We start from the raw sequence: 25,813 nt of genomic DNA, 5'->3' as shown, positions 1-25,813 counted from the left end.
CCATTTACACCGCGTCGGACAGCGAGGTGAAGTTGAAGTCGCGCACCTTCATTGGCGGCAGCACCATCTGGTACGGCACTTCGTCGCCGCCGATGACGACCGGTTTGCCCAGCTCTTCGACGTTGTTCAGGATCGAGACCGGGCTTTCGTTGAAGCGGAAGTTCTTGATCGGGTACTTGATCTTGCCGTTCTCGACATAGAAGGTGCCGTCGCGCGTCAGGCCCGTCAGCAGCAGCGACTGCGGATCGACCATGCGGATATACCAGGTGCGGGTGACGACGACGCCCTTCTTGGTCGAGGCGATCAGTTCTTCCAGCGACTTGCTGCCGCCGGCCATGATCATGTTGCCGTGGCTGGCCGTGGCCGGGACGCCCTTCTTCTGCGCCCAGTAGCGCGAATAGTCGAGCGAGGCGATGCGGCCGTTCTTGATGATGTCGGTCCGCTGGCGCGCCTGCATCGTCTGGCCATCCCAAGGCATCACCGGCACGTCCGGATTCCAGGGGTCGGCCCAGACGTTGATCTTCTCGTCGAACAGCTTGTCGCCCAGGCGGTTCTTGCCGCCGGCCTTGGTCAGGAAACTGCGTCCCTCGTCGGCATCGCGCGCTTCGAAACTGCCGAACATGTTGCCCAGGATTTCGGAGGTCGCCGCCGGTTCCAGGATGACGGTATAGCGGCCCGGCTCGAGTGCTTTCGCTTCGATCGAGCGCAGCGCCTTTTCGATCGCCACGCCGGCCGCTTCGCGCGCATCAAAACGCGCGGCGTCGACCGCCGAGCGCGTCACCCAGCCCGAACCGCGTCCGTCTTCGGTACGCACGGTGCAGGTATAGGCCAGGTCGGTCAGTTCCTGGAAGCCGAACACGCCGTTCGAGTTGGCGATCACCGAGAAGCGCTTGCTGTCGTTGAAGAAGCCGGCCGCGACCAGCTTCGCCTTTTTCGCCGCTTCGATGCTGTAGGCCGCGACCTGGGCGCGGTACTCCGGATCGATGTCGGCGGTGGCGCGCACGAAGGTCGGCGTCGCGCGGAAGGCCTGCTTGCCGATCGCCGGCATGAACTCCGGGTTTTCAGGCGCCAGCCGTGCCAGTTCCTCGGCGCGGCGCACCGCCTTTTCCAGCGACTTGTCGTCGAACTCGTTGATCTGGGCGATGCCGGCGCGCTTGCCGAAGGCGACCCGCACCGTCATCTGCATGTCTTCGTTCAGGCCCGCGGTCGAGATGCTGTTGCGCGCAAAGCGCACATTGCCCTCGCGCGAACCCTGGATCGTCACGCTGCATTCGTCGGCTTTCGAGAACTTGATGACGCGCTCGCAGATGCGCTTTGCTTCTTCCTGGTTCAGCTGTTTCATGTCGTTCCTCGTCTATACCCTAAGCAATCTTGCGTGCGGTGTTGATCACATTGATGCCGTTGAAGCGCGTCGTGCTCGAGCCGTGCGACACCGCGCTGACCTGGCTCGGCTGGCCCTTGCCGTCGAAGAAGGAGCCGCCCATGCGCCAGTCGCGCTCGTCGCAGATGGCGCTGCAGGCATTCCAGAATTCCTGGGTATTCGACTGGTAGGCCACGTCCTCCAGGGGGTTGGTGATCTTGCCGTTCTTGATTTCGTAGAACAGCGTGCCGCCGAACTGGAAGTTATAGCGCTGCTGGTCGATCGAATACGAACCGCGGCCGACGATATAGATACCCTTCTTCACGTCGGCGACCATTTCGTCCGGGGTCAGGCGTGCCTTGCCCGGTCCCATCGACACGTTCGGCATGCGCTGGAACTGCACGTTGCTCCACGAATCGGCGTAGGAGCAGCCGTGCGATTCCTTCTCGCCGATGATGTGGGCCTGGTCGCGCGTGGCCTGGTAGTTGACCAGGATGCCGTCGCGGATGATGTCCCACTCTTTGGCGCGCACGCCTTCGTCGTCATAGCCGATCAGGCCGAGCGAAGTCGGCGCGGTGCGGTCGGCGATGAAGTTCACGTTCTTGGCGCCGAACTTGAAGTTTTTGCTCTGCCACTTGTCGAGCGTGGCGAAGCTGGTGCCGGCGTAGTTCGCCTCGTAGCCCAGCACGCGGTCCAGTTCCGTCGGGTGGCCGACAGCTTCGTGGATGGTCAGGAACAGGTGTTCCGGGGCCAGCACGAGGTCGTACTTGCCCGGCTCGACCGACTTGGCCGACAGCTTTTCTCTAGCCTGCTTGCCGGCCAGGCGCGCGTCTTCGACCACGTCGTAGGATTTGGTGTACAGGGTCGTGACGCCACCGGCGGCGCGCACCTTGCCGCCGCCTGCCATGTCGAAGTATTCGTAGCCCATGCTGACCGGCGAGCCGAGGCCGGCGCGCGAGCGGAACTTGCCGCTGGCCTTGTCGACGGCGGTGGCCGTGATCGGCGCCCACAGGCGGTGGATGTCCTGGTCGATATACGAGCCGTCGGTCGAGGCGAAATACTTTTGCTGGTTAATCTGGAACAGGTTGGCCGTCATGAAGCTCGCGCCCGCCTCCAGGCCCGCCTTGTTGGCGGCGATCAGCAGCTCGGCCTTTTCCTTGACCGGCACCGCGCGCCAGTCCTTCTTGAAGGGCGTGGCCCAGGCGACTTCGCCCACGCCTTTTACCGGGGCCAGGCGCACCGGCTCGCTCTGCAGTCTGGCGTTGGCCTTGGCGATCGCCACGGCCTGGCGCGCCGCGCCCGCCACGGCGTCCGGGCTCATGTTGTTGGTCGCGGCAAAACCGTAGGCGCCGCCGGCGATCACGCGCACGCCGACGCCGGTCGATTCGGTGTTCGTGATGTTCTCGACGTTCAGGTCGCGCGTCATGATGAACTGGTTCAGGTAGCGCCCGATGCGCACGTCGCAATACGATGCGCCGGCCTTGGTGGCGGCGTTCAGCGCAGCGTCGGCGAGGGCTTTCTTGAAGCTCGTCGCCATCGGGTTCAATAAGTCTTCGGCCGCGATGGCGTTGCCGAACACCGGGACCAGCATCGCGCCTGCCGTGCCGGCGCCGATTTTCAAGAAGTTACGTCGTTCCATGTTCAATCTCCGTTTTTTTGTGGGGTAGGCACAAGTGCCCACCTCACAAAAGCGCGTCAGCGCCCTTTTTTACACCGCGTCCGACAAGGACGTGAAATTAAAGTCGCGCACTTTCATCGCCGGCACCACCCATGGGTTCGGCCCCTCGTCGCCGCCCAGCACCACCGACCTGCCGATTTCCTCGATGTTGTTGAGCATCGAGACCGGGCTTTCGTTGAAGCGGAAGTTCTTGATCGGGTGCTTGATCTTGCCGTTTTCGACGTAGAAGGTGCCGTCGCGCGTCAGGCCCGTCAGCGCCACCGATTGCGGATCGACCATGCGGATATACCAGGTGCGGGTGACCAGCACGCCCTTCTTGGTGCTGGCGATCAGCGCCTCGGTGGTCTTGTCGGTGCCGCCCATGATGAAGTTGCCCGGGGAGCCGAGCGCGCGCTTGTTCTTTTGCTTGGCCCAGAACTGCGAGTAATTCAGGTCGGCCACGCGGCCATCCTTGATCCAGTTCTGGCGCTCGCGCGGCAGCATGTTCTGGTCCCACGGCAGGACCGGCACCATCGGGTCCCACGGATCCGACCAGATGTTGACCTGCTGGTCGAACAGCTTGTCGCCCACGCGGTTCAGGCCGCCCTTTTTCGACAGGAAGCTGCGGCCCTCGTCGGTGTTGCGCGCATTGAAGCCGTTCAGCATGAAGCTCATCAGGTCGCTGGTGGCGGCCGGCTCCAGGATCACCGTGTAGCGGCCCGGCTCCAGCGCTTTCGCGTCTACCGAGCGCAGCGCCTTTTCGATGGCGACATCGGCCGCTTCGCGCGGGTCGAAGCGCGCCAGATCGCGCTCGGAGCGGCGTACCCAGCCCGAACCGCGGCCGTCTTCGGTGCGGATGGTACAGGTGAAGTCGAGCGAGGTCAGGGCCTGGTGGCCGAACACGCCATTCGAGTTGGCCACCGTCTGGAAGGAGGTGGTGTCGGTCAGGAAGCCGGCGCTGACCAGCCCCTTCTTGCGGCAGGCCTCGATCGCGTAGGCGGCGGCCTGGGCGCGGATCTCGGGATCGATGTCGGCGGTCTTCTGGACGAAGGTGTTGGTCGCCTTGTACTGCTGCTTGGCGACGGCCGGCATGAATTCCGGATTTTCCGGCGCCAGGCGCGCCAGGTCCTCGGCGCGGCGCACGGCCTTTTCCAGCGACTTGTCGTCGAACTCGTTGATGCTGGCGGTGCCCTGGCGCTTGCCGAAGGCGACGCGCACGGTGAGCGTCGTGTCGTCGGTCAGGCCGGCGGTGGAGACGGCATTCCGGGCGAAGCGGATGTTGCCGGCACGTTCGCCGCTGATGCCGACGATGCATTCGTCGGCTTTCGAAAGCGACAGCACGCGGTCGCAGATGCGTTTGGTTTGTTCCTGGTTCAGGATGGTCATGGTCGGTCCCTGCCTTAGCCGATCTTGCGAGCGGTGTTGATCACGTTGATGCCGTTGAAGCGCGCGGTCGAAGAGCCGTGCGAGACGATGCTGATTTGCGGAGGCTGTCCTTTGCCGTCGAAGAAGGAGCCGCCCATGCGCCAGTCGCTCTGGTCGCAGATGCCGGCGCAGGCTGTCCAGAATTCCTGGGTATTGGCCTGGTAGGCCACGTCTTCGAGCATCTCGCCGATCTTGCCGTCCTTGATTTCATAGAACAGCTGGCCGCCGAACTGGAAGTTGTAGCGCTGCTGGTCGATCGAGAACGAGCCGTCGCCGACGATGTAGATGCCCTTCTTGATGCCCTTGACCATGTCGTCCGGCGTCATCTTCTGCTTGCCGGCCGCCAGCGATACGTTCGGCATGCGCTGGAACTGCACATTGCTCCACGAGTCGGCGTACGAGCAGCCGTGCGATTCCTTCTCGCCGATGATGTGGGCCTGGTCGCGCGTGGCCTGGTAGTTGACCAGGATGCCGTCCTTGATGATGTCCCACTGCTTGGTGGGCACGCCTTCGTCGTCGTAGCCGACCGCGCCGAGCGAGCCCTTGGTGACCTTGTCGGCATACAGGTTGACGATCGGGGCGCCGTACTTGAATTTCTTGGTTTGCCACTTGTCGAGCGTGGCGAAGCTGGTGCCCGCGTAGTTTGCCTCGTAGCCCAGCACGCGGTCGAGTTCCGTCGGGTGGCCGACTGATTCGTGTATCGTCAGGAACAGGTGTTCCGGCGACAGCATCAGGTCGTACTTCCCCGGGGTGACCGATTTCGCCGTGAGTTTGCGCTTGGCGTCGCGGCCGGCGGCACGCGCATCCTCGACCATGTCGTAGGAATCGGTGTAGAGCGTGGCGACGCCGCCGGCGGCTTTCAGCTTGTGCTCGGGACGGGCGTCGAGGTATTCGTAGCCCATGCCGACCGGCGCGCCGAGGCCCTGGCGCGAACGGAATTTGCCGCTCGTCTTGTCGACGGCGGTGGCCGTGAGCGGCGCCCACAGGCGGTGCAGGTCCTGGTCGATGTAGGAGCCGTCGGTCGAGGCGAAGTATTTTTGCTGGTTCACCTGGAACAGCATCGACTGCATGAAGTTCGCGCCGCCGTCCATGCCGGCCTTGTTGGCGGCGATCAGCAGTTCGGCCTTTTCCTTGATCGGCACCGTGCGCCAGTCCTTCTTGAACGGCGTGGCCCAGGCCACGTTGCCGACGCCCTTCACCGGCGCCAGGCGCACGGGTTCGGTCTGCAGCTTGGCATTCGCCTTGGCGATGGCGACCGCCTGGCGCGCCGCGTTGGCGATGCCGTCCGGGGTCATGTCGGAGGTGGCCGCGAAGCCGTAGGCGCCGTTGCAGATCACGCGCACGCCGACGCCGGCCGATTCGGTATTCACGACGTTTTCGACGTTCAGGTCGCGCGTGGTGACGAACTGGTTCAGGTAGCGGCCGATGCGCACGTCGCAATACGATGCGCCGGCCTTGGTCGCCGCGTTCAGCGCGGTGTCGGCCAATGCCTTCTTGGCGGCGACCGCCATTGGACTGAGCAGCTCTTCGGCAGCGATGGCGCGCCCGGCGACCGGGATGAGCATCGTGCCGAAGGCAATGGTGCTGATGTTGAGAAAAGTACGACGTTCCATGCTGTCTCCTGAATGCAAGCTACTTCTTGGGGCGGCGCGTACACGAACACTGCCGCGTATTTATATGTATGTCCCTCTGAGTCCGCCCTGGAAACCGGACGGCAAACCGCTAAACATTAGCAGCAAGTCTCGCTTTTGAATAGGCAATCTTTGCACAAACGCAAAGTGTCAATACGCGACCTATGGCAGCGCGTTTAAAAATGTGTGACGGCACCGTCACGACAGACTTCGCTTGACTCGATCTGTTGCTTGTTCGATCATCAGGCGCGACGGTACGGCAAGACCGTGCCGCGACCAACCAACGAATGGAGACTTCATGAAACGACTGATCCTGGCTGCCATGCTGGCCATGGGCGCCGCCGGCGCTGCAAGTACCGCCTACGCCGGCGACGCGCTGAAGGCCGTCATCGCCGGCGAACACCGCGCCGCCAACAAGGCCCGCGACCAATGGCGCCACCCTTACGAAACCCTGAGCTTCTTCGGCATCAAGCCGACCATGACCGTGGTCGAACTGGTTCCGGGCGGCGGCTGGTACACCGAAATCCTGGCGCCTTACCTGGCCCCGAAGGGCAAGTACATCGGCGCCGGCCAGGCCAACGAGCCGGGTAAAAAGGGCGGCATGGCCTTCCGCGCCAGGCTCGACGCCAACCCTGCGCTCTTCGGCAAGGCCACGATGGCCGTGTTCGAGCCGCCGAGCCGCTTCGAGATCGCTCCGGCGAACAGCGTCGACATGGTGCTCACCTTCCGCAACCTCCACAACTGGATGGGCGGCGGCGAAGAGGCGGTCAAGACCACGTTCAAGGAAATCCACAAGGTCCTGAAGCCGGGCGGCGTGCTCGGCGTGGTCGAGCACCGCCTCCCCGCCGCGATGACGCAGGATGCCAAGGCGTCCACCGGCTACATGCACGAAGCCTATGTGATCAAGATGGCCGAAAGCGCCGGCTTCAAGCTGGCCGCGAAATCCGAGATCAACGCCAACCCGAAAGACACTGCGAACCACGAAAAAGGCGTCTGGACCCTGCCGCCAGTCCTGGCCAACAAGGACAAGGACCGCGAAAAATACATGGCGATCGGCGAGAGCGACCGCATGACGCTGAAGTTCGTGAAGCAGTAAGCAAGCCGCGATACGTAGGGTGGGCGGCTCGCCGCCCACCCTAGGGGTATGATCGCATCAATAAAAACGGGGCCGATAATCTTATCGGCCCCGTTCTCTTTTACAGCTTTGCCGATTTGGCTTTCACCGGCGTAAACAACAGATCGTGGAAGTCGTAGCTGAAGTCGGTCTCGGTCGACACCGCCTTCATCTTGACGCTTTCGATGCTGCCGTCGTGGTCCAGTGCGAAGGTCACGTAGGCGTCGGCGTTGAAGTTGCGCTCCTTCCAGCGGACGATGAAGGTGTCGTGCTGGAAGTGCTCCATGTCGCCGGTCAGGTCCGGCGTGCGCGTGAACGACATGACCAGCTTGTTACCCGGGCCGCGTTTGATCTGCATGGCGCCGTACCACGGGTCTTCGTACTGCCCCTCGTAGCTTGCCAGCGCCAGCGCCGGTTTCGATGCGGCGGCGCGCGTCGTCGACGTGCTCTTCAGGCGCGCCTTCTCCTTGGCATGCGCCTCGGCTTCCAGGTCGGCGATCGCCTTGATCCAGTCGGTCGGGGCGGAACCCGTCATGTACTGGTCGAGCAGGCGGTACTGCAGCGCGTTGAGCGAGCCGCCGCTTTCGGCGTTGGTAAGAATGGCCACGCCCAGCTTCGATTCCGGCACCAGCAGCACGCGCGAATAAAAGCCCTGCAGGGCGCCGCCGTGCATGGCGACGAGCTGGCCCTTGTAGTCGCGCAGCTGGAAGCCCAGGCCGTAGGCGAAGAAGTTCGGCTTGGTCGCCGCCAGCGGCGGCTTTGGCGTATTGATCTTCATCGGCGTTTGCGCGGTCCACATCTCGCGCGCCTGCGCCTCGCTGAACAGGCGCAGCTCCTTGCCGTCCGCAGCTTTGGCGCCTTCGACGCGGCCGCCGTCGAGCAGCACCTTCATCCATTTGGCGATGTCCTCAGCGCTGGTGTTGATGCCTACCGCACCGACCGCGTTATCGACCGGCATCGATTTCACGGCCGCGATGCGGTCGTTGATCTTGCTGTGCGCGTTCGAAGCGTTCGGGTTGCCCGCGTTCTCGGCCAGGCTGGTGGTGGTCGTGTTCATCCCGACCGGTTTCAGGATACGCTCGCGTACCGTGTCGCCCCAGGATTTACCCGACTTTTGCGCGATGATCTTGCCGGCCACGATGTACAGCAGGTTGTCGTAGGCATAGCTGCTGCGAAAACTCGTCGCCGGCTTCACGTAGCGCAGGCGCTCGATGATCTCGTCGGTGCTGAAATTCGTCGTCGGCCACCACAGCAGGTCGCCCGCGCCCAGACCCAGGCCGCTGCGGTGCACCAGCAGGTCGCGCACGGTCATTTCGCGCGTCACATACGGGTCGTACATCTGGAAGCCGGGCAGGTGCTTGACGACCGGGTCGTCCCATTTCAGCTTGCCTTCATCGACCAGCATCGCCAGCGCGGCGGCGGTAAAAGCTTTCGAGTTCGAGGCGATCTCGAACAGGGTCTGGCCGTCGACCCTGGCCGGCTCGCCGAGTTTACGCAGGCCGAAGCCGCGCGCGGCGACGACCTTGCCGTCCTTGACGATGGCGATCGCGATGCCCGGCACATCGAAGGCCTTCATGACGCGCGTGACGTCCTGTTCGAGGTTATAGGCGGAGGCGGGGACGGCGACCGGCGCCGCGGCCTGGGCGGCTGGCGCCTGGGCGCGGGCGGCGGGGCTGACAACGGCGGCGATCAGGATCGCGGCTGCAATGCGTTTCATCTGCTGCACTCTTCGGTTCCTTTACTTGGTTGACTTCGTCATCGGCACGGTCATTTGCTTGTCGACGCTGGCCTGGGTCTCGGGATGGTAGCGCTCGCGCGCCGCCTTGTACACCCGCTCGGCCCAGGCCCGGTCGGCAGGGTTGGCGCGCAGGCCGGTGTACAGCGGCACCACGAAGCGCTGCCGGCCGACGCTCATCAAAAAGGCCTCCAGCTGCGGCTGGATATCGCGGTAGCCGGCATGCACCGCCGCGCGGTAGAAGCGGAACGCCACTTCGTTGTTGCGCGTCCTGGCCAGGCCGAAGGCGGCGTCGAGCTCTTTCAGGCGGCCGGCGTCGGCCTTGTTGTCGATATCGTTCAGGAACTTCATCCACTCGTTGGCGGTCCAGCTCTTCGTCTCCAGCTTCGAGGTCGGCAGCGTCCCTTTCAGCCAGGCCGCCGTGGTGGCGTCGAGGGCGACCAGGCGCGGCGACTTGGCATACTGCGCGCTGGAAGGGATGCCGGGGCCGTACAGCCATGCGTCGAGCTCCGCGTCGCTCATCACCTTCGGATGCTTCGCCAGCAAGTTGCTGCGCAGGTAGGCGACAAACTGCTCGGTGGTGACGCTCTGGAAGGCGTGCTGGTCGAACCAGCCACGCAAGAAGGGATCGAACACGGCGCGCCCGGCGCGCTGCTCGAGGGTGCGCAGCAGCCAGGCGCCTTTCGGATAGGCCAGGCCTTCGTCGGTATAGGTGGCGGACCCGGTATCCGGGTCGCGCGTGAGCAGGGCCTGCTTTGCCAGCGGCAGGTCCTTCAAAGACTCGATCGCCTCTTCCTGCTCGAGCTGCAGGTTCATGGTCGCGACTTCTTCGCCGTAGAGCACCTCGAGGATGCGCGTCGTGACATAGGTGGTGACGCCTTCGTTGAGCCACCAGTGCTTCCACGAGGCGTTGGTCACCAGGTTGCCCGACCAGCTGTGCGCCAGCTCGTGCGCCACCAGGTCGACCAGGCTGCGGTCGCCGGCAATCACGGTCGGGGTCAGGAAGGTCAGGCGCGGGTTTTCCATGCCGCCGATCGGAAAGGACGGCGGCAGCACCAGCATGTCGTAACGCCCCCAGCGGTAGGGGCCATAGAGCGACTCGGCGGCGGCGATCATCTTTTCGGTGTCGGCGAATTCATAAGCAGCCGCTTCGATGCGCTGCGGTTCGGCGTAGACGCCGCTGCGCGCGCCCAGGGTGCGCGCTTCGAGTTCGCCGATGCCGATCGCCAGCAGGTAAGAAGGAATCGGCTGCGGCATGGTGAACTTCCAGCCGCCCTGCCCCGTCGCCTTCGGATCGTTGTCGGCGCTCATCACGACGCGCAGGCCGGCGGGCGCCTCGATGCGGGCGCTGTAAGTAAAGCGCACCGAGGGCGTGTCCTGTACCGGCACCCAGGAGCGGGCGTTGATCGCCTGCGACTGGCTGAACATGAAGGGGCGCTTGCCCGACATCGTCTGCGCAGGGCCCAGCCACTGCAGCGCGCTGGCGGTCGGCGCGGTGCGGTAGTGGATGCGTACTTTCGGCGACTGTGCCGGCAGCGCGATCTGCAGCGCGCGGCCTTTCTCGGCATCGAATTTGCCCTGCGTGTATTTCACCGGGCCCCAGCGCCCGTTGGTGCCGATCGCTTCCACCTTCGAGATCGCCAGGTCGCGCGTATCGAGGTCGAGCCGGCGCGCCGTTGTATCGAGCCAGTCGAGCGTCAGTTCGGCGTGGCCGGACAGCGTCTTCTTCGTGAAATCGGCCTTCAGGTCGAGGTGCAGGGCGCGTGTCCTGACCTGGTCGTAGTTGGCGTAGCTGAGAGGGTCGAGCGCAAGCGCGGCGCCGCAGGACAGGCCGAGGATGGCGCAGGCGCTGGCGCGCAGGAGGGTAGTGGTAGTCATGTCGTCGTATGCGAGGCTGAGCGGGAGGCGCGAGAAGAATAGCATGTCCCGACTCTGCTATGATCCGCGCCTTCGTACGCTTTTGCATGCCTGCCCGCTTGCGCCCCCCATGGATGCCTTTCTCGTCGCCACCGGCATCGTCGCCCTCGCTGAAATCGGCGACAAGACGCAGCTCCTTGCTTTCCTGCTGGCCGCACGCTTTCGCCGGCCGCTGCCGATCGTGCTCGGCATTTTCGTCGCCACCCTGCTGAACCACGCCTTTGCCGCCGCCGTCGGCGCCCTCGTCAGCGAGCTGCTGGGGCCGTCCGTGATGCGCTGGGTGCTCGGTCTGTCCTTCCTGGCGATGGCGGTGTGGACGATGATCCCGGACGAGATCGACGCAAACGCCGCCACGCTGGCGCGCTTCGGCGTCTTCATGACGACGCTGATCGCCTTTTTCATCGCCGAGATGGGCGACAAGACGCAGGTGGCGACCGTGGCGCTGGCGGCGCGCTACAGTGAAGTGGCAATGGTGGTGGCCGGCACCACCCTGGGAATGATGCTGGCGAACGTGCCGGCCGTGGTGTTCGGCGAGCGCATCGCGGGCAAGGCGCCGCTGGCGCTGGTGCACGGGATCGCGGCGCTGATTTTCGCGGCGCTGGGGGTGGCGACGCTGCTGGGGGCGGGGGAAGGCTTCGGGTTTTAATTGAATATTCGTGTCGCCTTCATGCCGATACGGTTTGAACGCACGGTAGAACATCCGAAGACTGTCACCGCCAGCGCGTCATCCATTTGTCGTAAAAGGCCATATCCCTCGGCACGGCGCCGGGAATGGCGCAGATCGCGCCGGCGAATTCGTTGGCGCGCGCCAGTGTCAGTTCGAGCGGCCAGCCGCGCGCGCGGCCGAGCAGGAAGATCGCCGAAAACGCGTCGCCCGCTCCCACCGTGTCGATCACGAAGGGCGGCGCCGGCGTGTCGCGGGTGTCGATGGTAGCGCCATCGGCGCCGAAATACACCGAACCGCGGTGCCCCAGCGTGACGATCAGCGCCTCCAGGCTGAACATCTGCAGCAGCGCGCGGCAGGCGGAACGGGCCTCGTCGGCGGTCAGCGGCGCGTCGTTCGGACCAAGCTGGAAATAGGTCTGGAACAGCAGCTGCAGCTCGTCCTCGTTGACCTTGACGATGTCGGCGGCGTGCAGCGAGTCGGCGATGGTGCGCTCGTCGACCTGCCCTTCGCGCAGGTTGAGGTCGAGGAAGCGGGTGACATCGGGTGCGCTGCCGAGTGCCGACAGCAGCGCCTTGAGCGTGCCGCGCGAACGCTCGCCGCGCTGGGCCAGCGTGCCGAAATACAGCGCGCCCGGCGCCGCAGCACCAGGCGCCGCCAGCGCTCCCAGCGCATCGTCGCGCGCGATGTAGTCATAGGCGACATTCGGCACGATCACGAAGCGGTGCCCTTTCGGCGTACGCTCGACCAGCACGCGGCCGCTCTCCTCGATCGCATCGACCTGCAGGCCGGTCTGCGACATGGCGAAGCGCTCGAACTCGGCGCGGATGGTGTCGCCATCCTGGTCGGCGCCGACGCGGGTAATCATCAGTTGCGGCGCCATGAAGGCGGCCAGGTGGCGCGCGACGTTGAAGGGCGCGCCGCCGACGACCTGCTCGGTGGCGAAATTATCGACCAGGGCTTCGCCGAAGACGATGGTGGACTGCCTGCTTGCGCCGCCGTTCACGCCATGCAGCTGCGCGCTCATGCTTCGAACGGGACGGTATCCCTGAAGGAAACGCGCTCGGCGAGCTTGTCGTGCAGCCTGGCCAGGTTCGGGTAGTCGCCGCGCCAGTCGATGTCGGGAAAACGGAAGCTGATCCAGCCGAGCGTGCAGCCAAGGGCCACATCGGCCAGCGTGTACGACTTGCCCATGCAAAAGGCCTGCTCGCCGAGTTTGCCGGCCATCACGCCCAGGCCGGCATGCACCTTCCCCAGCTGGCGCTCGATCCATTGCTGGCTTTGCTGCTCTTGCGGACGCAGAGTTCTTTCCAGGCGCACCAGGATGGCCGCATCGAGCACGCCGTCGGCCAGCGCTTCCCACATCTTCACATCCGCGCGGTCGCGCCCGTTCGGCGGCAGCAGCTTGCACACCGGCGTGAGCGTGTCGAGGTATTCGGCGATCACGCGCGAATCGTAGAGCGCACTGCCGTCCTCCATCACGAGGCAGGGCACCTTGCCAAGCGGATTCGACAGGTGCACTTGCGTCTCGGCGCCCCACACGTTGTCGAGCTCGAACGCATAGTCGAGCTTTTTCTCGGCCATCACGACGCGGACCTTGCGCACATAGGGACTGGTGTTCGAACCGATGAGTTTCATAGATGCTCGGAAAGGGAATTTGAACCCAGTATAACATCGGCCTCAGGCCCGAATCCGGCCAAGCTCGCCCGTTTCGCTGCGCCCGCCGCAAAGCCGCATCGGGAGCGCGGTGGTAAAATCCGCGTTTTTGCACGGACCGCCGCCATGACCGCTACCGCCCCACTTTCTTCCCTGTCGGCCCTGTCGCCGCTCGACGGCCGCTACGCCGCCAAGACCGACAAGCTGCGCCCGATCCTGTCCGAAGCCGGCTTCATGCACCATCGCGTCATGGTCGAGATTGCCTGGCTGCAGGCGCTGGCGCAGGCCGGTTTTGCCGAGATCAAGCCGTTCTCCGCGGAAGGAAGTGCTTACCTCGACCGGATCGCGTCCGGCTTCGGCGAAAACGATGCCGCGCGCATCAAGGAAATCGAGGCGGTCACGAATCACGACGTCAAGGCCGTCGAGTACTGGCTGAAGGAACAGGTCAAGGACGTGCCGGAACTGCTGGCGGCAAGCGAATTCATCCACTTCGGCTGCACCTCGGAAGACATCAACAACACCTCGCACGGCATGATGCTCAAAGCCGCGCGCGACACGGTGATGCTGCCGGCCTTGCAAAGCATCATCGCCAAGCTGACCGAGATCGCCCACACCAATGCGGCGCTGCCGATGCTCTCGCGCACCCACGGCCAGACCGCCAGCCCGACCACCCTGGGCAAGGAATTCGCCAACGTCGTCGCCCGGCTGCAGCGCGCCGTGCAGCGCATCGCCGACGTGCAAATCCTGGGCAAGATGAACGGCGCGGTCGGCAACTACAACGCGCATTTGTCGGCCTACCCCGATGTCGACTGGCCGGCATTTTCGAAAGACGTGATCGAGTCGCGCCTCGGCCTGACCTTCAACCCGTACACGATCCAGATCGAACCGCACGACTACATGGCCGAGATGTTCGACGCGATCTGCCGCGCCAACACCATCCTGCTCGACCTGAACCGCGACATCTGGACCTACGTTTCGCTCGGCTATTTCAAGCAAAGGCTGAAAGCCGGCGAGATCGGCTCGTCGACCATGCCGCATAAAGTCAACCCGATCGACTTCGAGAACTCCGAAGGCAACCTGGGCCTGGCCAATGCCGTGCTGCGCCACATGGCCGAAAAACTGCCGGTCTCGCGCATGCAGCGCGACCTGACCGACTCCACCGTGCTGCGCAACATCGGCGTCGGCTTCGGCTATGCGCTGCTGGCCTACGACAGCTGCCTGCGCGGCCTGAACAAGCTGGAAGTGAACGCCGCCCGCCTCGAGCAGGATCTCGACGCCAACTGGGAAGTGCTGGCCGAGCCGGTGCAGACGGTGATGCGCCGCTACGGCATCGAAAATCCCTACGAACAGCTGAAGGAACTGACCCGCGGCAAAGGCATCACGAAGGAAGCGCTGCGCGAATTCATCGCCACGCTGGCCATTCCGCAGGATGCAAAAGACTTGCTGCTGGCGATGACGCCGGCGAATTACACGGGTCTGGCGGCCGAGCTGGCGAAGGCGATTTAGTAGGGTGGGCGCGGCCGGCGTAGGCACCCCGTGCCCACGCGAAAGCATGCGTCGCGGTAACCCATCGTTCTCAGTCCTGCCACACCAGTTTGACCGCCACCGTGCGCGGCACTTCCGAACGGGTCGCAATCGACCCGTATTCGGCATGGCTGCCGTTGAGGTTGATGGCGGCGACCGACAGCTCGAGGCCCGGCCGCAGGCGCCAGCCAAAGCGCGCATCGACCGCGGTGTAGCCCGGCACCGGACCGCTATCGAGCACGCCGACCTTGCGCACGGCCAGCTCGGCCTCGCGCGCCGCGTCGATGGTATAGGTCGAGCGCAGCTGCAGGCTGTGGGACGGGTCGAAGCCGGCGCGCAAGGCCCCGGCGGCATCGTTGCTGCCGGGCTTCAGGTGCACCCGTTCGCGCATGGCCGTCAGCCCGCCCGACAGGCGCCATGATGTCGTCGCCTGATAACTGCCCCACATCTCGATACCCAGCGCATGGCCCTCCATCAGGTTGGCGAAGCGCACTGCCGTGCGGCTCGGCAAGAGTTCCTGGGTGCGCAGGTGGTCGTAATCGTTGTAGAACAGCGTGGCCGAGTAGGACAGGCCCGGCATTGGCTGGCCCCGGTAGCCCAGTTCGAAGACCTTGGCCACTTCCGAGCGCACCCCATGGCTGCCCGCCAGGATATACGGCGGGCGCCCCGGGATGAAGACGTCGGCGTCGAGGCGCGACGGCGCGCGCACGGTGCGCGAGGCGGCGCTCCAGAAGGAATGGCCCGGCGCCATGCTCCACGACAGGCGCGCGCTCGGCAGGAATTCGACACCGGTGTAGTCATTGTGCTCGACGCGTGCGCCGAGCGTGGCGCGCAGCGTGGGCGTGAGTGCGATCTCGTCCTGTGCGAACAGGCTGAGCCAGGTCTGGTTCAGGCGCTCAGGCAGGAATGCGACGAATTGGCTGCCTTGCACGCGGTCCCAGCTGTGGCGTGCACTCGCGCCCCAGGCCAGGCTGTGCGCGCCCTTCGGGGCCAGCGTGTGCTGGAACTGCAGGTCGGCGATATCGAGCGATTCGGTGAACGTCGGCGGCACGACACGCCGGGTGTAGTCGTAATACAGCTGCAGCTCGACGTTGCCGCCATCCTGCAGCGCATGCTGCCAGCCGGCGGTGAGGTTGACGCCACGGGTGTCAACCTCACCCAGTTGGAGATTGCTTCCGGCGACGACGAGCAGACCCGGCGCCGGCTGCCCGAAGGCGCCGCGGTTCGCGTTGCCCTTCAGGCTGAACCGGTCGGCGCCGCGGTCCCAGTCGGCGCGAAAGCCCAATTGCCCCGAATGCCAGGCATCGTCCTTCGCCGCCCCGCTCGCCAGTTCCGTATGCGAGCGTCCCTGCGCCTTGCCGTAGACGCGCCAGCTGTCTTCGCCCCTGCGTCCTCCCTGGCGAAAAGCCACGTCCGCGCCATTGTTCGCGCCGCGCAACATCGCCAGGCTGCCCTGCGTCTCATGCGCGGAGCGCGTCGTGATGTTGATAACGCCATTGACCGCATTCACGCCCCACAGGGTGCCGCCCGGACCGCTGACGACTTCGATGCGCTCGATGTCCTCGAGTATCACGTCCTGCACGTCCCAGAACACGCCCGAAAACAGCGGCGTGTACACCGAGCGTCCATCAATCAGCACCAGCAGCTTGTTCGGGGCGCTGTTGCCGCCGCCGTTCAGGCCGCGCGCCGTGATCGCATATGAGGCGCCGTTCACTTGCGCTACCTGCAAATTCGGCGCCAGGCGCAGCACTTCGGGCAAGCTGGCGGCGCCCGAGCGCCGGATGTCGTCGGCGGTGATGACGAACACCGAGGCCGGCGCGTCAAGCAGGCGTTCGGGCTTTTTCGACACCGATGTCACCTGGATGTTGGCTAGTTCCTCGATCGACAGATCGGCAAAATCCGCGCCCTGCGGCTGCGGCTGGCCGACAGCGGCCCCGGCGGCGCCCGCGGCGCCAATAGTGAGTGCGCAGCCGAGCAGCAGTGCCAGGGGACGCAGGCGTGGCTGGCTTGGATGACAGTTATACATATGATTCCTCGACACGGTGCAAACGGGCTTGACCTGGTTTTTGGGATGGCCGTGCTGCACCGATTTTACATTCCAACGCGCTTGCACCTGTGCACGTTTAACAATTGCTGATAGTGTACAAAAGAAACAGTTGACCCTTGAGCGTCAGCGGTCCTTTTTTGTTATAGTTTAGTTCTAGTCAGTACAAAGAGTCTCCCGGGCCTTTCATGCAGCGTTATTCTTCCACCGCCATCGCCTTCCACTGGCTGCTTGCCCTGCTCATCATCGGCAACTTCACGCTGGGCCTGGTCATGACCGACATTCCCGGCCTGACGCCCACCAAGCTGCGTTATTTTTCATGGCACAAATGGGCCGGGGTTACGATTTTGCTGCTTGCCACGCTGCGCCTGCTGTGGCGCCTGCGCTGCCAGCCGCCTGCCTATCCTGCGAGCATGGCGCCCTGGCAGCGTCGCGGCGCGCATCTGTCGCATGGGCTCTTGTATGTCATGATGTTCGCCGTTCCCCTGTCGGGTTATTTCTACAGCCTGGCGGCCGGCGTGCCGGTCGTGTATTTCGGCCTGGTGCCGCTGCCCGTCCTGATCGATGCCGATCCTGTCCTGAAACCCGTGCTCGGCGCCCTGCACTACTGGCTCAACATGGGACTGGCCGCGCTCGTCGTGCTGCACGTGCTGGCCGCGTTCAAGCACATGCTGGTCGACCGCGACGGTGTCATGGGACGCATGCTGCCCTTCTCCAAACAAGGAAATCGATGAAACCCCTGCATCTGCTCGCTGCCGCCGCGCTGCTCACCGGCACATTCTCCGCCTCGCTGGCGACCGCCGTCCCGCTCAAGACCGATCCTGCCAAAAGCAGCGTCAGCGCAGTGTTCCGGCAGATGGGCGTGCCGGTGGACGCTAAATTCAAGACGGTTACGGCCACCATCGACTATGACGCGGCCCGCCCGCAAGCGGCGAAAGCGGCGGTCGAGATCGCCACCGCCAGCCTCGACCTCGGCGATGCTGAATACAATCGGGAAATTGCGAAGAAGGAGTGGTTCAATACGGCGCAGTTTCCAAAGGCAAGTTTTGTATCGACCTCGATCAAGCTTGCCGCTCCCGGCAAACTGAACGTGGCGGGCAAGCTGACGCTCAAGGGCAAGGTTGCTCACGTCAGTTTTCCCCTGACAGTGAAAACCGAGGCGGGCAAAAACGTATTCGAAGGACAGTTGCCGATCCGACGGCTGGCTTTCAATATCGGCGAAGGCGAGTGGAAAGACACAAGCATGGTCGCCGACGAAGTTGTCATCAAATTCCGCGTCACCGCGGGCCAATAAAACGATTCACCAAGGACATCCCCCATGAAACTCAAGTTCCTGATCGCCGCCACCCTGGCCACCAGCGCCAGCCTCGCCTGCGCCGCCGCCGATACCTACCAGATCGAGCCGAACCACACCTTCCCGAGCTTCGAAGCCGACCACATGGGCATTTCGGTCTGGCGCGGCAAGTTCACCAAGACCAGCGGCACCGTCGTGCTCGACCGCGCAGCCAAGACCGGCAGCGTCGACATCACGATCGACATGAACAGCGTCGATTTCGGTCACCAGAAGATGAACGAGCATGCACGGAAGCCGGACATCTTCGACGTCGCCAAGTACCCGACCGCCACCTTCAAGGGCAATAAAATGCGCTTCAATGGCGACACCCCGGTGGCCGTCGATGGCGATTTCACCCTGCATGGCGTCACCAAGCCGCTGACGCTGACCATCAACAAGTTCAAGTGCATCGAGCATCCGATGCTCAAGCGCGAAGTCTGCGGCGCCGATGCCTCGGCCACCTTCCAGCGCAGCGACTACGGCGTGACCTTCGGCCTGCCGCGCTTCTCGCCGGAAGTGAAACTGGCGATCCAAGTGGAAGCCGTCAAGCAGTAAGCTTTTACAGTAGAGCGTCAAAGAAAAAGCCCCGCTACCTTTCGGTAGCGGGGCTTTTTTCATGCTACAGCGGTGACGTCGCGGCCGAATTACTTGCCGTCACGGTCCGAGTCGCCAGGAATGGCGCGCTCGACCTTGTCCCAAGCCGAGCGGCTGGCCATCTTGGCCTGCTCCCACGACAGGCGCGAATTGCCCTTGGTCGTATTCCACTCGTTCGCCAGCTGCGACTCGTTCTGGTCGTAGCTGCCTGGGTAACGGCTCTTGCCGTTGTAGCCCAGCGCGTAAGCAGGCTGGTAGTCGTCGTAGGTGTAGCCAGGCGTGTAGTGCGACTGAGTCTGGTACGCATTGCGCCAGTGTGCATCTTCCTGGGCAGGGTTGACCAGGCCGCCGACGCCCTTGCCGGCCATGCCGCCGACTGCTGCGCCGATGCCTGCACCCACGACCATGCCGATCGGGCCGCCGACCGCACCGACTGCTGCGCCAGCTGCTGCGCCGCCACCTGCGCCAACACCTTTGGCCAGATTGTGGTCGCTACGCTCGTCGTCCGGCTTCGAGTTGATGACTTCGCCAGTGCCACGGCCTGCAGCACCGCCGGCCAGGCCGCCGATGATCGCGCCCGCAGCCATGCCGATCGGGCCGCCGACTGCACCAACCGTTGCACCTGCAACTGCACCGCCGGCGCCGCCGACGCCTTGCGCCAGGTTATGGTCGTTCAGGTCATCGTCGCCCTTCGGGTTGACGACTTCGCCGGCACCGCGGCCGGCAGCACCGCCCGCCAGGCCGCCGACAACGGCGCCCGCAGCCATGCCGATCGGGCCGCCAACGGCGCCCAGCATCGCGCCGGTTGCCGCGCCAGTGCCGGCGCCAACGCCTTTGGCCAGGTGGTGTTCGTTCAGGTCGTCACCCGACTTCGGGTTGACGACTTCGCCCACGCCCTTGCCGGCCATGCCGCCGGTGATGCCGCCGATGGCAGCGCCTGCAACCGTACCGATCGGACCGGCGACGGAGCCGATAGCGGCGCCGGCCAGTGCACCGCCAACAGCGCCAACGCCGGTGCCGATGACGTGCGAACCGCCATGTTCAGTAAAGGTACGCTCGAAGTGGGCAGCGTCGTCGTCCGAACGGGCATTCACGCCCATCAGGATGCCGCCCTGCTTGATGCCCGACTCATAATGAGCGGCACGCTCTTCAGGAATGCCGGCGCCGATCAGGGCACCGATCAGGCCACCGGTCAGGCCGCCTGCACCGGCGCCGGCCAGGGCCGCTGCCAGGGGACCAGCGACAACCAGGCCAACGCCTGGCAGCACGAGGGTGGTGCCGACGGCGGCGATACCTGCCAGGACGGCGCCAATGGTGCCGCCGATGCCGGCGCCGATACCGGCGCCTTCGGCTGCTTTGCTGCCGAGTTCAGTGTCGGAGTCAGCGAAATGGGTCTTGCGGGTCTCGTCAGCCATCATCAGGTTGACGTCGTCCTTGGTGTAACCGCGCTCGGAGACGGCGCCGTAAGCGCGCTCGGCGCTGGCACGGTCCGGGAACAGGCCGGTGACCATACGCGAATTCTGGGTTTTGTTGGTGTCGTAGCTCATGGTGTATCCCTTTCAAAGGTCATTATGGCGTTCATTTCTTGCAACATTGCGTTGCCAGTGATCCCACAATATGCCCCTCGAACCCGCTCTTCTGTACGCTGACGCACTCACTTCAGGACATTCCAATATGGCAATTTTCATGGTGCCGTACTAACATTTGCGTAAAGACAGACGCACCAGCAAAAAGTTTGCGGAACGACATCACAGATTCATCGTCTAACGTTCGTTGCCGCACCGACCCGCTGTGCTGAGGTTCCGTAGACTTTTTCACATGGCCTTTGCAATTACTTGGCCTCGGTTGAATTTTTTTTACATTGAGGAGGAATCAAAATGCTATTCATTATCTGGATCGTCGTCGGTGGTATCCTGGGCTGGCTCGCAAGCATGGTCATGAAGACGGATGCTGAGCAAGGTATGATCCTGAACATCGTGGTTGGTATTATTGGCGCCTTCCTGGGTGGCTGGTTGCTCTCCCCACTGTTCGGTTCCGGCACCATCAACTCGGATGACTTCAGCGTGTCGTCGCTGCTGGTGTCCTTCCTGGGTGCTGTCATCCTGCTGGCTATCGTGAACCTGCTGCGTCGCGGCCGCGTTCGCTAATAAAAGTTGGTCTGCCCCACATAAACCAACGCTTCCATGCGTTGGTTTTTTTTCGCCCGGATGTCACTATGCGCGCCAATACCGTCGCCGTTTCAATTTCCACCAGTATCCTGACGCTCCTCGTCGGCTTTCTTGCGCTCAATTTCATGCCGAGCGAGAAGCAGATCGAGACGCAACTGACCCACCAATACAATGTGCACGACCCCCAGTTCCGGCGCTCGATGGGCGTCCTGCTGGGACCTCCCATCATCGAAGGCAACAAAGTCGATGCGCTGCTCAACGGCGACCAGATTTTCCCTGCCATGCTGACCGCCATTCGCGGTGCGCAAAAAAGTATTACCCTGGAAACGTATATTTATTGGTCCGAGTCGATCGGCAAGGAGTTTTCCGATGCCCTGTCCGAACGGGCCAGGGCCGGCGTGAAGGTTCACCTGATGCTCGACTTTGTCGGCAGCATGAAGATGGACGACGCTTCGATCCAGCGCATGCGCGATGCCGGGGTGCAAGTGCAGCGCTATCACAAGCCGACCTGGTGGAAACTTGCGCGCCTGAACAACCGCACCCACCGCAAGCTGCTCATCGTCGACGGCCTGATCGGCTTCACCGGCGGCGTCGGCATTGCCGACCAGTGGCGCGGCAATGCGCAAGACGCGAACCACTGGCGCGACACCCATTTCCGCATCGAGGGGCCGGTGATCGGCCAGATGCAGGCCGTGTTCACGGATAACTGGACCAAGGCAACCGGCAGGGTGCTCGACGGCCCGCTGTATTTCCCGCCGCTCCAGGCACGCGGAAGCATGCCGGCACAAATGTTTTCCAGTTCGCCGACCGGCGGCAGCGCCAGCATGCACCTGATGTACCTGCTTGCCATCACGGCCGCGCGCGAGTCGATCGACTTGTCGGCGTCCTACTTCGTGCCCGACGAGCTGGCCATCCGCGCCCTGGTGGCCGCCGCCAAGCGCGGCGTGCGGGTGCGCATCATCACGCCCGGCACCAAGATCGACGCGGAAGTCGTGCGCCAGGCCTCGCGCGAGCGCTGGCCAGAGCTGCTGGCGGCCGGTATCAAGATCTCCGAATACCAGCCGACGATGTACCACGTGAAGGCGCTGATCGTGGACGCGCTGATGGTGTCGGTCGGCTCGACCAACTTCGACAATCGCTCGTTCAGCATTAACGACGAAGCGAACCTGAACGTGCTCGATGCCGATTTCGCCAAGACCCAGGTGGGCATCTTCGAGGACGACTGGCGCCGGGCGCGCCCGATCACGCTGGCGGCCCTGCAGAACCGGCCGTGGCTGGAAAAACTGGGCAGCGAAGTCTTTTCGCTGTTCGGCGCGCAACTGTAAATACCCGGCGTCCGGCAAAAGGGCGCCGTCAGGAAATAACGGTTGACGAGGCGACAGAGGATTACGGATACTCTCGGGATACTCGCATGGGATCTTCCTATGGAGCCGAGACGTATCCGACAACACTCTTTCTGATCGATCGCGAATGAAAAAGACTCTCCTCTCGCTGGCCATCTTCACCAGCTTCGCCGCACAAGCGGACGAAGGCATGTGGATGCCGCAGCAGCTGCCACAAGTAGCCCAGCAACTGAAGGCTGCAGGCCTCGAACTCGACCCGGCAACGCTGACCAAACTGACCGAATTCCCGATGGGCGCGATCGTCAGCCTGGGCGGCTGCTCGGCCTCGTTCGTGTCGCCGCAGGGCCTGGTTGTCACCAACCACCACTGCGTCTACAACAGCATCGCCGTCAACTCGACCCCGCAGAAAGATCTGCTGGCAAACGGTTTCCTGGCCAAGACTTTCGCTGAAGAAGTGCCGGCCTCGCCGGGCAGCCGCGTGTTCGTGACCGAGGAAGTGGCAAATGTCACCGAGCAGATCATCGACTCCAAAGTGGCCAAGCTGACCGGCAAGGCGCGTATCGATGCGATCGAAAAGAACCAGAAAGAAATGGTTGCAGCCTGCGAAAAGACTGCCGGCTACCGCTGCACCGTGGCCAGCTATTACGGCGGCCTCGAGTTCTATCGCCTGAAGCAACTGGAAATCCGCGACGTGCGCCTGGTGCACGCGCCACCGTCGGGCGTCGGTAAATTCGGCGGCGACACCGATAACTGGATGTGGCCGCGCCACACCGGCGATTACGGTTTCTACCGCGCCTACGTGTCGAAAGACGGCAAGGCCGCCGACTACTCGACCGACAACGTTCCCTACGTGCCGAAGCACCACCTGAAGATTGCTGCCGAAGGCTCGAAGGAAGGCGATTTCGTCATGGTCCTGGGCTACCCTGGCCGCACCAACCGCCACCGCCTGCCGTCGGAAGTGCAGTACACCTTCGACTGGAACTACCCTGCATTCGTGCAAGCCTCGGGTGAGGTGCTGGCAATTATCGAGCGCGAGACCAAGAACGATCCGGCCGCCAAGCTGAAGTATGCCGGCCAGGTCGCGGGCGTGAACAATTACTACAAGAACCGCAAGGGCATGCTGACCTCCTACGGGGAAAGCGATTTCCTGGCGCGCAAGACGGCCGAGCACAATGCCCTGAAAGCCTGGGTCAACGCCGATGCCGCCCGCAAGAAGCAGTTCGGCGCAGAGATCGACACGGTCGAAAAGCTGATCGCCGAGCGCGACAGCAAGACCAAGGAAGGCTTCTATGCCACCTACGCCCAGCCACGCTTCCTGAGCACGGCACGTTCGCTGTACCGCCTGGCCAACGAGCGTACCAAGCCGGACGCCCAGCGCAAGTCGGGCTACCAGGAACGCGACATGGCGCGCCTGACCTCGGTCGTTACCGGCCAGGACCGCACCTACGACGAAAAGGTCGACAAGGCCCTGGTGCAGCACTTCCTGACCAAATACCTGGCCCAGCCGGCAGCGGAGCAGGACAAGTCGTTCAACGCCGCCCTCGGCCTGCGCGCCGGCATGAGTGCCGATGAACTGAAAGCCGCGATCGACAAGGCCTACGCCGGTTCGACCCTGGCCAACAAGGAAGCACGCACCGCGTGGCTGAAGAAGACGCCGGCCGAGTTCAAGGCCAGCAACGACAGCTTTATCCGCGCCGCCGTTGCCATGTACGAGCAGGACATGAAGGACGAAGCCAAGCAGGAAGAACTCGGCGGCAAGATCCAGAAGTCCTACGGCGCCTACATGAAGGCGAAGATCGCCTACATGAACAGCAAGGGCCAGGCCGTCTACCCTGACGCCAACGGCACCCTGCGTGTTACCTTCGGCAAGATCATGGGCCGCCCACATGGCGCCGACGGCACCGGTTCGTGGACCGCGTTCACCACTACCAAGGGTGTGGTCGCGAAGCACACCGGCGAAGGCGAGTTCAACGCCCCAACCGCCCAGCTCGCTGCGATCAAGGCCAAGGACTTCGGCAAGTATGTCGACCCTGCGCTGAAGACCGTGCCTGTCAACTACCTGGCAAACCTCGACATCACCGGCGGCAACTCGGGTTCGGCGGCACTGAACAAGCGCGGCGAACTGATCGGCCTGGCCTTTGACGGCACCCTCGATTCGATCATTTCGGACTGGGACTTCAACTCGGCCAACACCCGTTCGATCCAGGTCGACTCGCGCTACATGCTGTGGAACATGAAGCATGTGGACAAGGCGGACAACCTGCTGAAGGAAATGAACGCTCTGTAATCGGCGTTCGATGAAAGATAGCCACGCTGCCGCAAGGCGCGTGGCTTTTTTTTCGTCCGTAGCGCGACGCGATACCGCCCCGCCCTCCTGCAAATACTCCAATGACGCCGCATTCTTCAGCGTGTTCGGCAGCATACTGGTGCATTCAAATACACATTACGAGACAGGTTCACGATGAAACAACTCCTTGGCGCCCTTTTGCTGACTTCGCTGTTCCACATTCCCGCCGCAGCGTCGGAGCAAAGCCCGCTTGTGTCGTACACGCAGTGCCCGCTGAATGGAAGTTTAAAGGCGACGTCGATCATCCGCGGTGCGGTCATGCCAAGCGAGCGCAAGGTCGACACAGAAGCTGGCCAGCGCACGATTTCGGTGGCGGACGGCTACAAGGCGATGTTCGCTTTTCCAAACACCGCGGATTTCGTCAACCTCAAGGTGGAACGCTCGGTTGCCGGACGGTATGCGGCCGACAAGCAGGCGGTACGCGACCAGATGCGCCAGATGATCAAGCGCGCACCGGCGGGCTCCGGGGTGGGAATCGAGGAGCGCAGCGAGCATGGCATCGACATCGCAGCCATCAACAACACCGCGCTGGTCAATGGCGTCATCAGCTTTGTCACCCTGTTTGACGACCGGCAGGAAGTCATCGCCACGGCTTATCTGCTGAACCAGGACCCGAAACGGCGCGCGTTCCAAAGCTTCGACGAGTACAAGGTCCTGCGCGACGGGTTCATTCGTGATTTCGCGGCATGCATGGCGAGGATGAATCATGCTGGAAAGCCGATCATTGTGCCCCCGCCCGCACAATAAATTATTGCTCTTATGCAAAGATGATGGCAGGATAAAGGCTTCAAAAACGGAGGCAGTCAAATGAAGCGTGAATTGAAAACAGCTTGTGCCCTGTTCATGTTCTTGTTTGCCGGCAGCGTCAAGGCAGCCGCGCCAGCTGTCTCGCCGACCGAGGCTCCCTTGGTCGGCGCCTGGCAGGAAGGCATGACGCCGCAGGCCGCAGCATGGAATGAGAAACAACTGGCCATGGCGACGAAGGCAGGTTTGCTCGGCACGGTAACCCAGTTCAATCCGGATCATACTTTGGTTGTGTACCCGTCCTGTGGTGCGAAACGCGCTGACATGCGCAAGGCCGGTCTCGATTCACTCAAGGGAAGCTGGAAACTGACGGAAGCGGGCTACCTGATTTCGGAGTTCAAGGCCAATGGCAGGTCGATGAGAATGGAAAACAAGGTGAAATGGCAGGATGGCCAGATGATCCTGTTGAACAAGGACGGCAGCGTGGCACAAAAGGTGGGTCGTTACCTGCGCCCGCTTCCTCCGAGCTGCTGACCAGGCGCTCCTCTGTTCAAATC

General features: G+C 63.4%; 21 protein-coding genes. 11 read left to right on the top strand and 10 right to left on the bottom strand.

All coding sequences use genetic code 11. The features are described 5' to 3' along the window. Positions 1–4: 4 nt before the first annotated feature. The 4 genes from AC56KZ_RS19490 to AC56KZ_RS19475 form a co-directional block, all read right to left on the bottom strand. Positions 5–1,342: a TldD/PmbA family protein gene (locus AC56KZ_RS19490; protein WP_497163842.1), complete on the bottom strand. Its 1,338-nt coding sequence runs from the start codon at positions 1,340–1,342 to the stop codon at positions 5–7. A 19-nt stretch (positions 1,343–1,361) separates the two neighbouring features. Next, a complete protein-coding gene (locus tag AC56KZ_RS19485) occupies positions 1,362–2,999 on the bottom strand; it encodes a TldD/PmbA family protein (protein ID WP_497163841.1) in 1,638 nt (545 codons plus the stop codon). 69 nt (positions 3,000–3,068) lie between these two features. Beyond that, a complete protein-coding gene (locus AC56KZ_RS19480; RefSeq protein ID WP_497163840.1) occupies positions 3,069–4,403 on the bottom strand; it encodes a TldD/PmbA family protein in 1,335 nt (444 codons plus the stop codon). A 14-nt stretch (positions 4,404–4,417) separates the two neighbouring features. Then, positions 4,418–6,055 carry a TldD/PmbA family protein gene (locus tag AC56KZ_RS19475; RefSeq protein ID WP_497163839.1) on the bottom strand — a complete coding sequence of 546 codons (1,638 nt, stop codon included), beginning with the start codon at positions 6,053–6,055 and terminating at the stop codon, positions 4,418–4,420. Positions 6,056–6,371: 316 nt separating this feature from the next. Here AC56KZ_RS19475 and AC56KZ_RS19470 point away from each other — a divergent pair, with 316 nt between their 5' ends. Continuing rightward, a complete protein-coding gene (locus AC56KZ_RS19470; RefSeq protein WP_497163838.1) occupies positions 6,372–7,169 on the top strand; it encodes a class I SAM-dependent methyltransferase in 798 nt (265 codons plus the stop codon). 100 nt (positions 7,170–7,269) lie between these two features. Here the strand turns inward: AC56KZ_RS19470 and AC56KZ_RS19465 are convergent, their stop codons facing one another. Together AC56KZ_RS19465 and AC56KZ_RS19460 are read right to left on the bottom strand one after the other, a co-directional pair. Next, complete coding sequence (locus AC56KZ_RS19465) at positions 7,270–8,904, bottom strand: serine hydrolase (RefSeq protein ID WP_497163837.1); 1,635 nt, start codon at positions 8,902–8,904, stop codon at positions 7,270–7,272. 21 nt (positions 8,905–8,925) lie between these two features. Then, on the bottom strand, positions 8,926–10,800 hold the full coding sequence (locus tag AC56KZ_RS19460; RefSeq protein WP_497163836.1) for a M1 family metallopeptidase: 1,875 nt from the start codon (positions 10,798–10,800) through the stop codon (positions 8,926–8,928). Between the two features lie 109 nt (positions 10,801–10,909). Here AC56KZ_RS19460 and AC56KZ_RS19455 point away from each other — a divergent pair, with 109 nt between their 5' ends. Beyond that, positions 10,910–11,485 carry a TMEM165/GDT1 family protein gene (locus tag AC56KZ_RS19455; RefSeq protein WP_497163835.1) on the top strand — a complete coding sequence of 192 codons (576 nt, stop codon included), beginning with the start codon at positions 10,910–10,912 and terminating at the stop codon, positions 11,483–11,485. Between the two features lie 64 nt (positions 11,486–11,549). Here the strand turns inward: AC56KZ_RS19455 and AC56KZ_RS19450 are convergent, their stop codons facing one another. Together AC56KZ_RS19450 and AC56KZ_RS19445 are read right to left on the bottom strand one after the other, a co-directional pair. After that, a complete protein-coding gene (locus tag AC56KZ_RS19450; protein WP_497163834.1) occupies positions 11,550–12,530 on the bottom strand; it encodes a PfkB family carbohydrate kinase in 981 nt (326 codons plus the stop codon). Further along, positions 12,527–13,141 (bottom strand): glutathione S-transferase C-terminal domain-containing protein, encoded by a 615-nt coding sequence (locus AC56KZ_RS19445; RefSeq protein WP_497163833.1) that lies wholly within the window; start codon positions 13,139–13,141, stop codon positions 12,527–12,529. The genes AC56KZ_RS19450 and AC56KZ_RS19445 overlap by 4 nt, the downstream gene beginning before the upstream one ends. A 144-nt stretch (positions 13,142–13,285) precedes the next feature. On the opposite strand from AC56KZ_RS19445, the gene purB reads away from it, so the two are divergent. After that, positions 13,286–14,665 carry an adenylosuccinate lyase gene (gene purB, locus AC56KZ_RS19440; protein WP_497163832.1) on the top strand — a complete coding sequence of 460 codons (1,380 nt, stop codon included), beginning with the start codon at positions 13,286–13,288 and terminating at the stop codon, positions 14,663–14,665. Positions 14,666–14,735: 70 nt separating this feature from the next. Here the strand turns inward: purB and AC56KZ_RS19435 are convergent, their stop codons facing one another. Further along, a complete protein-coding gene (locus AC56KZ_RS19435; protein ID WP_497163831.1) occupies positions 14,736–16,709 on the bottom strand; it encodes a TOL_0244 family TonB-dependent receptor in 1,974 nt (657 codons plus the stop codon). A 206-nt stretch (positions 16,710–16,915) separates the two neighbouring features. Between AC56KZ_RS19435 and AC56KZ_RS19430 the strand changes: the two genes are divergently transcribed. From AC56KZ_RS19430 to AC56KZ_RS19420, 3 genes are read left to right on the top strand one after another with little or no spacing between them, the layout of a single operon-like run. After that, positions 16,916–17,461, top strand: a complete 546-nt coding sequence (locus AC56KZ_RS19430) for a cytochrome b (RefSeq protein WP_497163830.1) — start codon at positions 16,916–16,918, stop codon at positions 17,459–17,461. Then, positions 17,458–18,021, top strand: a complete 564-nt coding sequence (locus AC56KZ_RS19425) for a YceI family protein (RefSeq protein ID WP_497163829.1) — start codon at positions 17,458–17,460, stop codon at positions 18,019–18,021. Before AC56KZ_RS19430 ends, AC56KZ_RS19425 begins: the two co-directional genes overlap by 4 nt. A 24-nt stretch (positions 18,022–18,045) precedes the next feature. Continuing rightward, the gene (locus tag AC56KZ_RS19420; protein WP_497163828.1) at positions 18,046–18,615 is read left to right on the top strand and encodes a YceI family protein; all 570 of its coding nucleotides are present in this window, start codon (positions 18,046–18,048) and stop codon (positions 18,613–18,615) included. 89 nt (positions 18,616–18,704) lie between these two features. On the opposite strand, the gene AC56KZ_RS19415 is transcribed toward AC56KZ_RS19420, so the two are convergent. Further along, entirely contained in the window at positions 18,705–20,201 is a 1,497-nt protein-coding gene (locus AC56KZ_RS19415) for a hypothetical protein (protein WP_497163827.1), read from the bottom strand. A gap of 330 nt (positions 20,202–20,531) precedes the next feature. On the opposite strand from AC56KZ_RS19415, the gene AC56KZ_RS19410 reads away from it, so the two are divergent. The 5 genes from AC56KZ_RS19410 (at position 20,532) to AC56KZ_RS19390 (ending at position 25,790) form a co-directional block, all read left to right on the top strand. After that, positions 20,532–20,801: a GlsB/YeaQ/YmgE family stress response membrane protein gene (locus AC56KZ_RS19410; RefSeq protein ID WP_435763034.1), complete on the top strand. Its 270-nt coding sequence runs from the start codon at positions 20,532–20,534 to the stop codon at positions 20,799–20,801. 68 nt (positions 20,802–20,869) lie between these two features. Beyond that, positions 20,870–22,147: a phospholipase D-like domain-containing protein gene (locus tag AC56KZ_RS19405; RefSeq protein WP_497163826.1), complete on the top strand. Its 1,278-nt coding sequence runs from the start codon at positions 20,870–20,872 to the stop codon at positions 22,145–22,147. A 145-nt stretch (positions 22,148–22,292) separates the two neighbouring features. Then, complete coding sequence (locus tag AC56KZ_RS19400; RefSeq protein ID WP_497163825.1) at positions 22,293–24,452, top strand: S46 family peptidase; 2,160 nt, start codon at positions 22,293–22,295, stop codon at positions 24,450–24,452. Between the two features lie 174 nt (positions 24,453–24,626). Further along, the gene (locus AC56KZ_RS19395; RefSeq protein ID WP_497163824.1) at positions 24,627–25,259 is read left to right on the top strand and encodes a hypothetical protein; all 633 of its coding nucleotides are present in this window, start codon (positions 24,627–24,629) and stop codon (positions 25,257–25,259) included. 60 nt (positions 25,260–25,319) lie between these two features. Further along, positions 25,320–25,790 carry a hypothetical protein gene (locus tag AC56KZ_RS19390; RefSeq protein WP_497163823.1) on the top strand — a complete coding sequence of 157 codons (471 nt, stop codon included), beginning with the start codon at positions 25,320–25,322 and terminating at the stop codon, positions 25,788–25,790. Positions 25,791–25,813 lie beyond the last annotated feature (23 nt).

This window comes from Telluria sp. LT2P34 (genome assembly GCF_059685915.1).
Note: the sequence above shows the minus strand (reverse complement) of the source record. Positions and strands in the feature narration are given on the sequence as shown.

Excerpts from the sequence above, each read along its gene's own strand:
- AC56KZ_RS19490 (WP_497163842.1), bottom strand. The coding sequence starts at position 1,342 with ATGAAACAGCTGAACCAGGAAGAAGCAAAGCGCATCTGCGAGCGCGTC.
- AC56KZ_RS19485 (WP_497163841.1), bottom strand. The coding sequence starts at position 2,999 with ATGGAACGACGTAACTTCTTGAAAATCGGCGCCGGCACGGCAGGCGCG.
- AC56KZ_RS19480 (WP_497163840.1), bottom strand. The coding sequence starts at position 4,403 with ATGACCATCCTGAACCAGGAACAAACCAAACGCATCTGCGACCGCGTG.
- AC56KZ_RS19475 (WP_497163839.1), bottom strand. The coding sequence starts at position 6,055 with ATGGAACGTCGTACTTTTCTCAACATCAGCACCATTGCCTTCGGCACG.
- AC56KZ_RS19470 (WP_497163838.1), top strand. The coding sequence starts at position 6,372 with ATGAAACGACTGATCCTGGCTGCCATGCTGGCCATGGGCGCCGCCGGC.
- AC56KZ_RS19465 (WP_497163837.1), bottom strand. The coding sequence starts at position 8,904 with ATGAAACGCATTGCAGCCGCGATCCTGATCGCCGCCGTTGTCAGCCCC.
- AC56KZ_RS19460 (WP_497163836.1), bottom strand. The coding sequence starts at position 10,800 with ATGACTACCACTACCCTCCTGCGCGCCAGCGCCTGCGCCATCCTCGGC.
- AC56KZ_RS19455 (WP_497163835.1), top strand. The coding sequence starts at position 10,910 with ATGGATGCCTTTCTCGTCGCCACCGGCATCGTCGCCCTCGCTGAAATC.
- AC56KZ_RS19450 (WP_497163834.1), bottom strand. The coding sequence starts at position 12,530 with ATGAGCGCGCAGCTGCATGGCGTGAACGGCGGCGCAAGCAGGCAGTCC.
- AC56KZ_RS19445 (WP_497163833.1), bottom strand. The coding sequence starts at position 13,141 with ATGAAACTCATCGGTTCGAACACCAGTCCCTATGTGCGCAAGGTCCGC.
- purB (WP_497163832.1), top strand. The coding sequence starts at position 13,286 with ATGACCGCTACCGCCCCACTTTCTTCCCTGTCGGCCCTGTCGCCGCTC.
- AC56KZ_RS19435 (WP_497163831.1), bottom strand. The coding sequence starts at position 16,709 with ATGTATAACTGTCATCCAAGCCAGCCACGCCTGCGTCCCCTGGCACTG.
- AC56KZ_RS19430 (WP_497163830.1), top strand. The coding sequence starts at position 16,916 with ATGCAGCGTTATTCTTCCACCGCCATCGCCTTCCACTGGCTGCTTGCC.
- AC56KZ_RS19425 (WP_497163829.1), top strand. The coding sequence starts at position 17,458 with ATGAAACCCCTGCATCTGCTCGCTGCCGCCGCGCTGCTCACCGGCACA.
- AC56KZ_RS19420 (WP_497163828.1), top strand. The coding sequence starts at position 18,046 with ATGAAACTCAAGTTCCTGATCGCCGCCACCCTGGCCACCAGCGCCAGC.
- AC56KZ_RS19415 (WP_497163827.1), bottom strand. The coding sequence starts at position 20,201 with ATGAGCTACGACACCAACAAAACCCAGAATTCGCGTATGGTCACCGGC.
- AC56KZ_RS19410 (WP_435763034.1), top strand. The coding sequence starts at position 20,532 with ATGCTATTCATTATCTGGATCGTCGTCGGTGGTATCCTGGGCTGGCTC.
- AC56KZ_RS19405 (WP_497163826.1), top strand. The coding sequence starts at position 20,870 with ATGCGCGCCAATACCGTCGCCGTTTCAATTTCCACCAGTATCCTGACG.
- AC56KZ_RS19400 (WP_497163825.1), top strand. The coding sequence starts at position 22,293 with ATGAAAAAGACTCTCCTCTCGCTGGCCATCTTCACCAGCTTCGCCGCA.
- AC56KZ_RS19395 (WP_497163824.1), top strand. The coding sequence starts at position 24,627 with ATGAAACAACTCCTTGGCGCCCTTTTGCTGACTTCGCTGTTCCACATT.
- AC56KZ_RS19390 (WP_497163823.1), top strand. The coding sequence starts at position 25,320 with ATGAAGCGTGAATTGAAAACAGCTTGTGCCCTGTTCATGTTCTTGTTT.